The sequence below is a fragment of the Bradyrhizobium sp. USDA 4516 genome (genome assembly GCF_054055915.1).
Genome location: NZ_JBSRXT010000001.1, coordinates 4,542,473 through 4,555,970 on the forward strand (window position 1 = coordinate 4,542,473; position 13,498 = coordinate 4,555,970).

The 13,498-nt window shown below is 62.7% G+C and carries 10 protein-coding genes and 1 tRNA gene; 7 read left to right on the top strand and 4 right to left on the bottom strand.

Going from position 1 to position 13,498, the window contains the following annotated elements:
• Positions 1 to 202: 202 nt before the first annotated feature.
• Positions 203 to 1,222, bottom strand: a complete 1,020-nt coding sequence (locus ACVI1L_RS21085; protein ID WP_456783679.1) for an RluA family pseudouridine synthase — start codon at positions 1,220 to 1,222, stop codon at positions 203 to 205.
• Between the two features lie 21 nt (positions 1,223 to 1,243).
• On the opposite strand from ACVI1L_RS21085, the gene ACVI1L_RS21090 reads away from it, so the two are divergent.
• From ACVI1L_RS21090 to ACVI1L_RS21100, 3 genes are all read left to right on the top strand, one after another.
• The gene (locus ACVI1L_RS21090) at positions 1,244 to 1,579 is read left to right on the top strand and encodes a hypothetical protein (RefSeq protein ID WP_456783680.1); all 336 of its coding nucleotides are present in this window, start codon (positions 1,244 to 1,246) and stop codon (positions 1,577 to 1,579) included.
• Between the two features lie 126 nt (positions 1,580 to 1,705).
• A complete protein-coding gene (locus ACVI1L_RS21095; RefSeq protein ID WP_456783681.1) occupies positions 1,706 to 2,353 on the top strand; it encodes a QcrA and Rieske domain-containing protein in 648 nt (215 codons plus the stop codon).
• 67 nt (positions 2,354 to 2,420) lie between these two features.
• On the top strand, positions 2,421 to 4,151 hold the full coding sequence (locus ACVI1L_RS21100) for a methanol/ethanol family PQQ-dependent dehydrogenase (protein ID WP_038387773.1): 1,731 nt from the start codon (positions 2,421 to 2,423) through the stop codon (positions 4,149 to 4,151).
• A 179-nt stretch (positions 4,152 to 4,330) separates the two neighbouring features.
• Here ACVI1L_RS21100 and ACVI1L_RS21105 read toward each other — a convergent pair whose 3' ends face one another.
• The 3 genes from ACVI1L_RS21105 to ACVI1L_RS21115 all read right to left on the bottom strand — a co-directional run bounded on the left by ACVI1L_RS21105 (position 4,331) and on the right by ACVI1L_RS21115 (position 7,573).
• The gene (locus ACVI1L_RS21105; RefSeq protein WP_456783682.1) at positions 4,331 to 4,603 is read right to left on the bottom strand and encodes a hypothetical protein; all 273 of its coding nucleotides are present in this window, start codon (positions 4,601 to 4,603) and stop codon (positions 4,331 to 4,333) included.
• A 200-nt stretch (positions 4,604 to 4,803) separates the two neighbouring features.
• Complete coding sequence (locus ACVI1L_RS21110; protein WP_456783683.1) at positions 4,804 to 7,119, bottom strand: molybdopterin cofactor-binding domain-containing protein; 2,316 nt, start codon at positions 7,117 to 7,119, stop codon at positions 4,804 to 4,806.
• Between the two features lies 1 nt (position 7,120).
• Positions 7,121 to 7,573: a (2Fe-2S)-binding protein gene (locus tag ACVI1L_RS21115; protein ID WP_028333166.1), complete on the bottom strand. Its 453-nt coding sequence runs from the start codon at positions 7,571 to 7,573 to the stop codon at positions 7,121 to 7,123.
• 585 nt (positions 7,574 to 8,158) lie between these two features.
• Here ACVI1L_RS21115 and ACVI1L_RS21120 point away from each other — a divergent pair.
• The 4 genes from ACVI1L_RS21120 (at position 8,159) to ACVI1L_RS21135 (ending at position 13,474) form a co-directional block, all read left to right on the top strand.
• Positions 8,159 to 8,233, top strand: a tRNA-Glu gene (locus ACVI1L_RS21120).
• A gap of 216 nt (positions 8,234 to 8,449) precedes the next feature.
• Complete coding sequence (locus ACVI1L_RS21125) at positions 8,450 to 11,233, top strand: UPF0182 family membrane protein (RefSeq protein WP_456783684.1); 2,784 nt, start codon at positions 8,450 to 8,452, stop codon at positions 11,231 to 11,233.
• 535 nt (positions 11,234 to 11,768) lie between these two features.
• A complete protein-coding gene (locus ACVI1L_RS21130; protein ID WP_057019179.1) occupies positions 11,769 to 12,164 on the top strand; it encodes a hypothetical protein in 396 nt (131 codons plus the stop codon).
• Between the two features lie 128 nt (positions 12,165 to 12,292).
• Positions 12,293 to 13,474, top strand: a complete 1,182-nt coding sequence (locus ACVI1L_RS21135; RefSeq protein ID WP_456783685.1) for a radical SAM protein — start codon at positions 12,293 to 12,295, stop codon at positions 13,472 to 13,474.
• Positions 13,475 to 13,498: the final 24 nt, after the last annotated feature.

Consider the following 13,498-nt stretch of genomic DNA (forward strand, 5'->3'; position numbering starts at 1 on the left):
GTGGTTCAGGCCCCCGATAGCGGCGGGCCCGGCAGGTGGCCGCTGGGTTAAAGCCGGCCATGCTGCGATGTTCCGCGCTAGATATTCAGCGCAAGTGCAACATACACCAAACTGTCCGTGATAGGGAAGGATTGCTGACGTCACGTCCCCGTGTGGCAGGTATAACCTGTTGTCATAACGCGGCTTTTCCGGGAGGGGTGCGTCATACCGCCGCTTCCAGCGCCCATTGCAGAAGAAGCAAATCCTCCGGCAAAGGCGCCTCCCAGTGCAAAAGTTCTCCGGTCCGGGGGTGCTCCAATGCCAGCAGATAGGCGTGCAGGGCCTGCCGGCCCAGCGCAGTGAGTGTGTCCTTACCTTCCGCGCCGAGCTGCCCGGCCTTGGTCTTGAAGTGGGCGCCGTAAACGCTGTCGCCGAGCAGGGGATGGCCGAGATGGGCGAGGTGCACCCTGATCTGATGGGTCCGCCCGGTCTCGAGCCGGCACGCCAGCAGCGAGGCGACCGGCTTGCCGTCGCGGCCGGCGAAGCTCGAGAGCACTTCGAAATGCGTGATCGCCTCGCGGCCGCCCTGGCGCACCGCCATCTTCTCGCGGGCGTGCGGGTGGCGGTCGATCGGCGCGTCGATCGTGCCGTGGGGCCGGTTCGGCACGCCCCAGACGAACGCCATGTAGCCGCGCTCCATCGGCCCGGTGCGGCCATGGTCGGCGAACTGCGCGGTCAGCGACTGGTGGGCGTGGTCGTTTTTGGCGACCACCATCAGCCCCGTGGTGTCCTTGTCGAGGCGGTGCACGATGCCCGGCCGCTTGACCCCGCCGATGCCGGACAGGCTCGAGCCGCAATGCGCGATCAGCGCGTTGACCAGCGTTCCGCTGGCGTGGCCGGCGGCGGGATGCACGACGAGGCCCCTCGGCTTGTCGATGACGATGATGTCGTCGTCCTCGAACACGATATCGAGCGCGATGTCCTCGCCCTGCGGCTCGGCGGGCGCGGCCTCCGGCACGTCGATTATGATCGTATCGCCTTTGGCGACATGATAAGCGGGGTCGCGGACGACGGCGTCCTTGACGGTCACGGAACCGGCGAGGATCAGCGCCTTCAGCCGGGACCGGGACAGCTCGGGACTGCGCTGCGCGAGCACGCGGTCGAGCCGGGCCGAGCCCTCGTCGCCGGCGACGACGACCTCCAGCTTCCGACCGCCATTCGAAGAGACTTGTTGCGAAGACACTTGCAAAGATAGAGCCTTGTGATGACCGACACCGCTGTGACCGAACCGACCCCCGACCAGGCCGCGCTGATCGCGCGGGTGCGGCGCATGATGCTGATCGCGGGCCTGACCTCGGCACTGGCCGTGGCCGTCGTATTGATTGCCATCGGCTACCGCCTTTATCGCAGCGAGGAAAGCCCCGTTTCCGTTTCCGACGTCACTGCTGCGCTGCCGAAAGGCGCGCGCATCGTCGCCACCGGTGTCGCCGGCGAACGATTGGTCCTCACGCTTGACGTGGGCGGTGCAACAGAGATTCGCACATTTGATGCAAAGACGCTGAAACCTGTCGGCAGGCTGAGCTTCGTCAACGAACCCTGATCGCAGCAGTCGCGAAGCCGCGCCGTCGATCAACCGAAAGCTGCAGCGTATTTTTTGCGCATGCGTTCGCGCATCGAGAAGGTGTGTCGCCATCTTTTCGGCCGAGTTGCACGTTCAGCTTGCGCCATGTCGCAAGCCAACTCCAGCGCTTCGATCGAACAGTCCGGTGAATCCGATGCGGCAGGGTCGTGCGCCGACCCGACGCGCCGCGGGGTGTTGACCGCGCTCGCAGGCTGCGCCTGTCTCGCCGCGATCGAGCCCGCCGCCGCCGATGATGAAGAACAGCCCGGTGCCAGCGAGCGGCCGCAAAAAGCCGATCGGCTCGTGCGCGCCGAAGGCGACAAGGCCGGCCAGGTCATCAAGTCGGACGATCTGACCCTGGGCGGCCCGCCCATTCGCGCCTGGCCGCAGGATCCGAAGACCTCCGTCATCCGCAAGGGCTCGCGGCTGAACGAGGTCGTGCTCGTCAAGCTCGATCCCGCCGAACTCGACGATGCCACGCGCGCCCGCGCCCCTGACGGCATCGTCTGCTACTCGGTCATCTGCACGCATGCCGGATGTCCGATCACTGCCTGGTTGAAGGAAGAGCAGGGCGACAAGAACGTCCTGAAATGCCTCTGTCACAACTCCGAATACGATCCGCGGCAGAATGCGCAGGTCGTGTTCGGGCCGGCGCCACGTCGCCTCGCGGCATTGCCGCTGACGGTTGCCGACGGCGCGATCACGGTCGCAGCGCCATTCGTCGGAAAGGTGGGTGCTCAGCAGGGAGGATGAGGCCACATCGGGATTTCTGCATGACCTAAACTGAAAAAATCAAAACAGAGCAGGGAGGTAGCATCTCATGACAAGCAAGCAGTGGTTACTGTCGAGTTGTGTCGCATTCACGTGCCTCATTTCGACCTATGCCGTCGCGGGGCCGATCGAAAACTACAGTTCGGTGACCTCGGCGCGTCTCGAAAATCCCGAACCCGGCAACTGGATGCTGTATCGCCGGACCTATGACGGACAGGGGTATAGTCCGCTCAACCAGATCAACACCTCCAACGTCAAGGACCTCAAGCCGGTCTGGACCTTCTCGACCGGCGTCATCGAGGGCCATGAGGCGCCGCCGATCGTCAACAACGGCGTGATGTTTGCCGCGACCCCGATGGGGCAGGTGATCGCGCTCAACGCCAAGACCGGCGAGGAGTACTGGCGCTACAAGCGGCAGCTTCCCGACGATCTGTTCCAGCTGCACCCGACGAGCCGTGGCGTCGGCCTGTGGCAGGACAAGGTCTACTTCGCCACCACCGACGACCATGTCGTCGCGCTCGATGCCAAGACCGGCAAGGTGGTCTGGGACACCAAGGTCCAGGACTACAAGAAGGGTCAGTATCTGACGCTGATGCCGCTGGTGGTCGACGGCAAGGTGATCGTCGGCGGCTCCGGCGGCGAGTTCGGCGTGCGCGGCTATGTCGTCGCCTACGATGCCGAGAGCGGCAAGGAGCTCTGGCGCACCTTCACCATCCCCGGCGAAGGCGAGCCCGGGCACGAGACCTGGAGTGGCGACGACTGGAAGTCGGGCGGTGGATCGGCCTGGATGACCGGCACCTACGACAAGGACAACAAGACGATCCTCTGGGGCGTCGGCAACGCTGCGCCGTGGCCGGGCTCGGCTCACGCCGGCGACAACCTCTACACCAGCTCGGTGATCGGTCTCGATCCCGAGACCGGCAAGATCAAGAAGCACTTCCAGTATCACCAGAACGATTCCTGGGACTGGGACGAGGTCGATGCGCCGATGCTGGTCGACCTGCAGCGTGACGGACGTTCGTTCAAGAGCTTGATCCACCCGGGACGCGACGCCATCTTCTGGGTGCTCGAGAACAAGCCCGACAAGATCAACTACGTGTCCGGCTGGCCGTTCGTGAAGACCAATGTCTGGAAGGGCATCGAGGCCGAGACCGGTCGGCCGATCGTCGATCCCGAGCACAAGCCGGTGATCGGCAAGCGGGTCGAGTTCTGCCCGTCGCTGTGGGGCGGCAAGGATTGGCCGTCGGCGGCGTACAGCCAGAGCACCAAGCTCGTCTACGTTCCCGCCAACGAGAACTTCTGCGGCGGCTTCACGGGCGAGAAGCAGCCGCTGGTACCCGGCCAGCTCTGGCTCGGCACCAAGCCGGAGGACATCGGACTGACGCCGGCACCGAACGCCGATCATTTCGGCGAGTTGCAGGCGTGGGATCCGGCCACCGGCAAGAAGGTCTGGCAGCACGACTTCAAGACCTCGCAGCTGTTCGGCTCGGTGACGGCGACCGCGGGCGATCTGGTTCTCGCCGGCGGCACCAACGACCGGATGTTCCGCATCTTTAACGCCAAGACCGGCGAGCTGTTGTGGGAGCAGAAGACCAACTCCGGCATCATGGCGATGCCGATGTCCTATGAGGTCGACGGAACGCAATACATCGCGGTCCAGTCGGGTTGGGGCGTCGACGCGCAACGCATCCAGGATGCTCTGGCCGGCAAGGTCAAGGGCTTCGAGAACAACGTCCCGCAAGGCGGCGTGATCTGGGTGTTCGCGCTCGACAAGAAGTAAGCCACGTGATCCGAGCTTCGGTCCTGATTGAATCAGGACCGAAGCGCCGGCTTGTTATGACGCGTTTTCTCGAAGCGAAACGGTGTTCGTTCCGTTCGAAAACGCTTCTCACCTATAGGGGGCGATGCGATCGGGAAGCGGCGGATGGGGAGACCGCCGCTTCCCGGTCCGCGCTTGCTTTATTTGCCCTTGGTATCGACCTTCCGCTTCTCGTCGTCGTTCATCTGCTTGATCGTGGGATCGCGGCTGGCCTCGCCAGTGGTCTGGCCGGTGGTCGCTGGCGGGCCGCTGCTCGGAACCGAGTTCTGGTCGGGCAGCACCCGCGCCGGACGGGTCGCGGTCGCTTTCGGCGGCGAGGCCGGCTGTGCGAGCGCAGCCTGCGTCGCAAAAAGAAAGACGCCCGCGGACAAGGCTGCCGCGAGCGTCCCGAACGTCTGAGGCGGGGTTCTCATCGATCTGCTTCCTCTAAAGCGCGATCGATGAGAACTGCCTATCTCGTCCGTCGTTCCATCCTGAAGGATAAGATGAGCACGACTCTGTCTACGTCATTGCGAGCGAAGCGAAGCAATCCATAGCTCGGCAAAATGGAAGGATGGATTGCTTCGTCGCTGTCGCTCCTCGCAATGACGCAGTTGATAGATTCACGTTCCTCTCACGTTTCCAGCTGCTTGCCGATCGGAAGGGCGCGGATGCGCTTTCCGGTCGCGGCAAAGATCGCGTTGATCAAGGCCGGCGCAAACGGCGGCACGCCGGGCTCGCCGACGCCGCTCGGCGGGGTGTCCGCGCCGGGCGGCACGATGTAGACGTTGGTGATCACAGGCGACTCGTCCATCCGGATCACCGGGAAGTCGTCGAAATTGCCCTGCTGCACCTTGCCGTCCTTGAAGCTGATCTCGCCGTATTTGGCCAGACTCAGCCCCATGATCGCGGCACCCTCGATCTGCGAGTGGATCCGTTCCGGATTGACATAGGTGCCGCAATCGATCGCGGTGTCGACCCGCGGCACCGAGAACTTGCCCTTGTCGTCGACCGCCACCTCGACGATGGTCGCGATGTAGCTGACGAACGAGCGGTGCACCGCGATGCCGAGGCCGTGGCCCTTCGGCACCTTGCGGCCCCACTCGCCCTTCTCGGCGACCAGCTCGACCACCTTGCGCAAGCGCGCGGTGTCGATCGGGTAGCTGTCATAGGGCTCGCCGTAGTTCCAGGGATCCTTCACCGAGGACAGGTTGACGATCCGCGGGCTTCCGATCAGCTCCAGCAGCATCTCCTTCTGGTCGCGGCCCGTCGCATGCGCGATTTCCCCGACCATGGATTGCACCGCGAAGGCGCGCGGGATGTTGGAGACCGAGCGGAACCAGCCGATCCGCGTGAACGCGGCCGCTTCCGGATTCTCGCACTGCAGGTTGGCGATCTCGAACGGGTTGTCGATCAGGCCCATGCCGAGCTCGAACGGCGCCTCGTGATTGGCGCCGGCGGCGAAGGTCGAGGCGATGGTCGGCGCCACGCTGCGGTGCCGCCACGCAATCACCTTGCCGCTCTTGTCGAGACCGGCCTCGATCCGTTCCACCGAGACGGTGTGCAGGAAGTCGTGATGCACGTCGTCCTCACGGGTCCACTGCACCTTGACCGGCGCGCCGAGCTCCTTCGACAGCAATGCCGCCTCGAGCGCGAAGTCGCATTTCGACTTGCGGCCGAAGCCGCCGCCGAGCAGCGTCACGTTGACGGTGACATTCTCCTCGGGGATGCCAAGCGTCTTGGCGACATCCTCGCGGGTGCCGCCGGGGCTCTGCACCGGCGCCCAGATCGTGGCCTTGTCGCCCTTGACGTCGGCCACCGCGACCGGCGGCTCCATGCTGACATGGGCGAGATGCGGCAAATAATATTCGCCCGTGATCACCTTATCGGCGGTCTTCAGGGCCGCATCGGCGTCGCCTTCCTTGCGCACCACGAGGCCGGGTTTGCGCGCGGCTTCCTCGAGCGAGGCACGATAGGTGACGGAGTCGTATTTGGCGTTGGCGCCGTCGTCCCAGACGATCTTCAGCGCGTCGCGGCCCTTGATTGCGGCGCCGGTGTTGCGCGCGATCACGGCCACGCCGCCGAGCGGCTGGAACTTGGACGGCCACGGCCAGCCCTTGACCTCCATCACCTTCTCGACGCCCGGCACCTTCTTGGCCGCGCTGTCGTCGAACGACTTGAGCTTGCCGCCGGTGACCGGCGGACGCGCGATGACGGCGTATTTCAGGCCGGGCAGCCGGACATCGGCGCCGTAATTCGCCTTGCCGGTGGTGATGTCGTGCAGGTCGACGATCGAGACCTGGCCTTTGCCGAGATAGCGGAAGTCCTTGGGGTCCTTCAGCTTGAGGCCCTCGACGCTCGGCACCGACTCCTTTGCGGCGTCGGCCGCGAGTTCGCCGAAGCCTGCCTTGCGGCCGCTCGCGCTGTGCACCACCTCGTGGTTCTGCGCCTTCACCTCGGTGACCGGCACGCCCCATTTCTTAGCGGCGGCGGCTTCCAGCATCGAGCGCGCCGAGGCGCCGATCTGGCGCATCGGGATCAGATAGTGCCGCGTGCTGCGCGAGCCGTCGGTGTCCTGGTTGCCGAACTTGACCTCGTCGCCATGCGCCTGCTGGACATGGACGCGCGACCAGTCGGCCTCCATTTCCTCGGCGACGATCAAGGGCAGGCTGGTGCGCACGCCGGTGCCCATCTCGGAGCGGTGCGCCAGGATGGTGACGATGCCGTCGGGGGCGATCGCGACGAACACGCGCGGGTCGACCACCACGCCGTGCGGCATCTTGCCGGCGCCGGTTTCATAGGCGAACGCCTGGCGCGTCATCACGGGCGCGGCGAGCACGAAAGAGCCGGCGATGCCGAGCCCCTTGAGGATGCTGCGGCGCGAAACGTTCTCGACCTTCACGTGCTTCTCGAAGCCGCGAAGCTTGCTGGGATTGGTGCGGATATTCATGTCACACCCCCGTCGATGCGAGATGGACGGCATTCTCGATCCGCTGGTAGCAGCCGCAGCGGCAGATATTGCCCGCCATGGCTTCGCGGATCTGGTCGTGGCTGGGCTTCGGGTTCTGGTCCAGCAGCGCCGCGGCCTGCATGATCTGGCCGGCCTGGCAGTAGCCGCACTGCGGCACGTTGACCTGGCGCCAGGCCTTCTGCACCGGATGGTCGCCGGTCGGATGCAGCCCCTCAATGGTGGTGACCTCGCGGCCGACGACGTCGGACACCGAGGTGATGCAGGCGCGAACCGCCTCCTTGTCGACGATCACGGTGCAGGCGCCGCACAGCGCCTGGCCGCAGCCGAACTTGGTGCCCGTGAGGCCTGCTTCGTCACGGAGATACCAGAGCAGCGAAAGATCCGGGTCGCCGTCCCAATTCTGTTCCTGGCCGTTGATTTTTAGTTTGATCATGGTCTGTCCTCGCTCTGCTTAAGCTATTGACCTGTGCGGCGCGAGGTGCGGAACGTCTTCCATGGCCTGCGACCGCGCTGATGTTTGTTGTGCCAAGATATTCGTGAGCCAAATCTGCCGTGCGCCAAGGCCGTCAAGCGCTTGCGCTTTGTTCCAAGCACTCCTCTCGCTTGTCCGGCGCCGTGCGGGGCGCAGCATGGTGAAGGGCTGCGATGTTAGCAGAGACGGACGCCGGGTGACTTCACAGCCAAGTGTTTTGCATTGCCATTTGGCGAAAGCAGGGCCGTGCACGACGACGACATGACATCTCAGGGTGGCCATCATGCAATCGCGCGGGCGGTGCCACTGTAGCGTGCAGGTGCGACGCGCTCGGCAAAGGCACGCGCGGCATCTCGCCCGGCCTCGTCTTCCCGGGTGCGCGATTGCACACCTGAGGGCATCGCGCGGCGATGAACCCGGAATCCAGCGCTATGGCGCCGGATGCCGCCGGGGGCGTTCGTAAAGCATGCGTGACAAAATCTCCGCCGCAATGCACAAGGCATCTTGCGGCGGCCGGATTTCAAGGCTATTGCCTTGCCTCTCAACGCTCCCTTCGTCTAGCGGTTAGGACGCGGCCCTCTCAAGGCTGAAACAGGGGTTCGATTCCCCTAGGGAGCGCCAAATGTTCGCTATTCCACGACATTTTACGATACGGCTCCATTCGCTGGGAGCTTTCCTGCTCGACGACAGATTGATCACGCCGGCCGCCTGAGCAGTTGCCGCCTTGTGCTCATTTGGGGCCCGGTGACGCATCTTCGAGCCCTCATCGCGCCTTGGCGGGCAATCCCCACCACGAAACAAGCGGCGGGCGTCCCTCGTTTCCGCTATGATGAAGTCATGACGATCGGGATTACCGGACCCGGCCGGAAAGGACCACGGCAAAGTGGCGTGGTCAGGCTGATCGTTGCGGCCATCGTCATCACGATTTGCCTGATCCTGCTCTCGTTCGCGAGCGACTTCCTGGTCGATTGGCTGTGGTTTTCATCGATCGGCTACCTACAGGTTTTCCTGACGGCGATCGGCGCCAAGGCAATCGTCTTTCTCTCCGTCTTCGCGGTGACCACCGTCGTCCTCTCGCTGAACGGAGTCCTGGCGGTGCTGTTTGCCATGCAGCAGCCGCTACAGAACCGAGTTGCCCCGGGGAAGGTCGCCGGTTTTACGGCGCCGCCCGATCCGTTCGTAGAACTGCGCGACCAATTAGCCCGGCCGCGGTTTGTCGCGCTCGGTGCGGGTGTGCTCGCCGTGCTGGTTGCCGCAGGCGAAGTCGGCAATTGGAACATCTTCCTGCAGTTTCTCTACCACGTGCCCTACGGTGCGCAGGATCCGCTCTACAACAAGGACATCGGGTTCTATCTCTTTTCGCTACCCGCCTATATCGCGATCAAGAACTGGATGCTGCTGACAATTATCCTGGGCGCGCTGTTTGCCGGAGCGATCTACTGTGTGCGCGGCGACATCGAATACGATGTTCACAACCGTTCAATTTCGCCGACCGTGATCGCGCATGGCTCGGCGCTGATTGGCCTTCTGTTCGCGGTGAAAGCCTGGTCCTATGGGCTCGACCGCTATCTGCTGCTCTACGGCGACAATGGTGTCGTGGTCGGGGCGAGCTACACCGATGTCCATCTGGGGCTGCCGGCTCTGTGGTTGATGATCGGGCTTTCGATCATCGCGGCGCTCATCGCATGGGCCAATTTGCGGGCGTGCACCTACCGGCTTCTTGCCGCCGCGTTCATCCTCGTCGGCGTCGGCTCTGTCATGCTGTCGAGCCTCGTCCCTTCGCTTTTCCGGCACTTCGTCGTCAAGCCGACGGAGTTGGAGCTGGAGAAGCCCTACATCGAACGCAACATTGCGCTCACCAGGCAGGCCTACAATCTCGACCGGATCGCAACCAAGCCGTTTGCCGCTGAACAGAGGCTGACCTTCAAGACGCTGGAAGCGAACAAGGCGACCATCGACAACATCCGGCTGTGGGACTGGCTGCCGCTGTCGAATACCTACGCGCAGCTGCAGGAGATCCGTACCTATTACAAATTCCATGATCTTGACGTCGATCGCTATTGGCTCGACGGCTCCTACCAGAGCGTGATGCTCTCGGCCCGCGAACTCCGGGCCTCCCTGCTGCCGGCGAACGCCCAGACCTGGGTCAACCGCCACGTGCTGTTTACGCACGGCAACGGCGCAGTGATGAGCCCGGTCACCCGCAAGAGCACGGAAGGACTGCCGTTCTTCTATTTGCGCGATATTCCGCCCGTTGCCGACGGTGGCCCCAGGATCGACGAACCGCGCATCTATTTCGGCGAAGAGAGCGACGACTACGTCATCGTCAAGGCCAGCATCCCGGAGTTCGATTATCCGAAGGGGAAGGACAACGTCTATGCGGCCTATGACGGCAGCGGCGGTGTGCCGATCGGAGCATTGGGATGGAGAACGCTGTTCGCCTACTACTTCAACGACGCGAATCTGGTCCTCTCAAGCTATATCACGGCCGACAGCCGGATCATGATCCGGCGCAACATCACGGAACGGGTGCGCACGATCGCCCCATTCCTCAGGCTCGATCATGATCCCTATCTGGTCGTCAGCAACGGTCGGCTGTTCTGGATGCAGGATGCCTACACCACGAGCTCCTATTTCCCCTCAGCGCAGCCCGTGCCGGAGCTCGATCTCAACTACATCAGGAATTCGGTGAAAATTGTCGTCGATGCCTATAACGGGACGGTCGATTTTTACCTGATCGACCCAAGCGACCCCATTGCAGCGACCTACCAGCGCATCTTCCCGGACCTGTTCAAGCCGTTCATGGCCATGCCGGCGGATTTGCAGAAGCATATCCGCTATCCGGAGAATCTGTTCCTGATCCAGGCGCGGCTGTATCAGACCTACCACATGGAGCAGGCCGAAATATTCTACAACCGCGAGGACTTCTGGCAGTTTCCGCGACAGCCGGGCGGCGACGGCACTTCGGTGATGACCCCCTATTACATCATCATGCGGCTGCCCGGCGAGCCGCAGGCCGAGTTCTTCCTGATGCTTCCCATGGTACCGAGCCGTCGCGACAATATGATCGCGTGGCTCGCGGCGCGTTGCGACGCCCCCGACTACGGCAAGCTGATTGTCTACGAGTTCCCCAAGGACAAGCTTGTCTACGGGCCGTTTCAGATCGAGGCACGGATCAATCAGAATACCGAGATCTCGCAACAACTCACGCTGTGGAATCAGATGGGCTCGCGGGTGATACGCGGTGCGAACCTGCTGGTGATCCCGATCGAGAACTCGATCCTTTATGTCTCGCCGCTCTATTTGCGCGCCGAGCTTGGACACCTGCCGGAGCTGAAACGCGTGATCGCGGCCTACGGTGAGCACGTCGTGATGAAGGAGACGCTCGCTGACGCCCTGGCCGCGTTGTTCGCGGAGCCCGGTGCGGTGCCGGCGGTTTCAAACGCAACCGAAACGGTGTCCCCTGCGGGCGGGAGGGCGAGCCCGGCGCAGCAGGCGCTCGATCACTACAATCAGGCGATGGAGCGATTGAAGGCGGGAGACTGGAAAGGTTTCGGTACCCAGTTCGATGCCCTGCGCGAGCCCCTTGAGGAAATGAACCGACGCTCCGCCGGTCACTAGAGCATGATCCGGAAAAGCGTGTAGCGGTTGTCCGAAAAGATCGTGTCAAATCAAAGGGCCAGAGCGGGATTACGATTCGAAAAAAAGTCATCGCGCTCCAATGGGCTCGGGGAATTGTGAGTGCGGACGCACACCTCAATCGGGTATTGTTAAAGGTCGCATTGCAATTTCAATCACATAAGAGTTCGCAGTTTCGTTCCGGTTGGCGCGCCATTGAGCCCTCATCCGCAAACCCGGAACTGACCCGCTTCGGCACGCAAAAGCGGCCATTTCGCGCGCATGCCTGCGGCTCCCGATTCAGATTGCGGTGCCGTTGGCCGCGATCACATTCGTGAACGATTGCGCAGGTCTTTCGGAACGGGCTCGCGCGAGAGCGTGCCCTGGTCGTTCGCCCATCGCGAACTGATCGGCGCAGCATCAGACGCGATACCTAGACTCCGCTGCAAATCAGCTGCTATACTTTCAGTTGCTCGACCGGCGTACGGCACGCGCCGACATTTCGTTTGATTGCGATATCGCGAAAAGGAGCTCAACGATGGCGATCACGCTGACGGTCTTGGCGAGCCTGCTGCAACTGCACGGGCCGGGTGCGACAATCGAAAGCGATCATCAGGGTATCGACGCATTGCTGAGTGGTGTGCGCGAGCAGAGCCTTCAGGAACAGGGCGCTCAGGAAAAGAGCCCTCAAGAACAGAGCTTGCAAGAACAGAGCCCTCAAGACGTACAGGGTTTCCAGCTGGGGGTGGTTTCCGACCAGCCTCAGGCAACTCAGGTTTATTTCAGGCGCGGGGCCTTTGCCAGGGGGCCCTATGCGGGCGGCTTTCGCAGAGGCGGCGGCTACTATCCGGGCGCCGGCGCATTTCGCAGGGCCGGCGGATATTATCCCGGAGCAGGCGCGTTCCGACGAGGTGGCTTCGTCAGGGGCTACTAGAGCATGATCCGGAAAAGTGGATACCGGTTTTCCGAAAAGATCATGCTCAAACAACCAGATGAGATCATGATGCGATTCCGTGGAAACGCATCATGATCTAGCCCGATCGCAGCTTGCCGGTAATCCGCATGTCGGTTGACGCTTCAAATTCCGTCGCGTTCCAGGAGCAGCCGATCACGCAGTTGCTGGTCAAGGTAGCGGCGAGGTGCAACATCGATTGCTCCTATTGCTACTGGTTTCGCGATGCGGCCGTCTATGACAAGCCCAAGCTGATGAGTGCGGAGGTGCTGAAGCAGCTGTTGCTGCGCCTCGAACAGCACGTCGCCAGATACTCCCTCGTCGACTTTCCCGTGATCCTGCACGGCGGTGAGCCGCTGCTTTGGGGTGTCGATAATTTTCACCGTTTTGCGGAGGGCTGCGAGGGCATTTCATCCCGGACCGGCTGCGAGATCCCGATCGCGGTGACGACCAACGGCATCCTGATTGACGATGAATGGCTCGACTGCTTCGAGGCCCGCAATATTTCGGTGGCGATCAGCATCGATGGGCCGGCACATATTCACGACGCTCACCGCAAGACGTTTCAAGGGACCGGCACCCATGCCGCCGTGGAACGCGCCGCCCGCATGCTGGTATCGCGCGACATCGGCGTGATCGCCCTCGCGGTTTGCAACCCGGCCTACGCGCCGCAGGAGTACGCGGATTTTTTCGCGGCGTGCGGCATCGCCAACTACGACATCATGATTCCCGACGCGACGGTGGACGAGAAGCCGTCGTCCATTGCCCCGTTCTATAACGGCCTTTTCGACTTGTGGCTGGAAGCCAATCGCACGACGCCGACATCGAATGTCCGCATCATTTCCGACATGGTCGCGGCCCTGATCGGCAACAACGCGCCGACCGAAGGTGTCGGCCACAAGCCGGTCGAGCTTTGCACGGTCATGACCGACGGCACGGTGGAGGCCCACGACGTGTTGCGCATTGCGGGTGACGGTTTCACCAACACGCGGTTCAACATCTTCGATCACGCGATCGACGACGTCAGGACCGAGCCGCGCTGGAAAGCCGCACGCGATGCTTCAGTCAATCTTTGCGAGAAGTGCCGGCAATGCAAGTTCATGAACGCCTGCGGCGGAGGCTACCTTCCGCACCGCTTCTCCACCAAGAACGGTTTCGACAATCCGTCGGTTTATTGCGACGATCTCTATTCGATGTTCGAGAACATGCAATCCGTGCTGGAACGTCATCTCTACGTCCGCAAGCAGGACGGGGAACGGATTGACGTGCGCAACGCAGCGGCGGGCGGTTAGGCAATTCGGCACGCGCGGTATCGT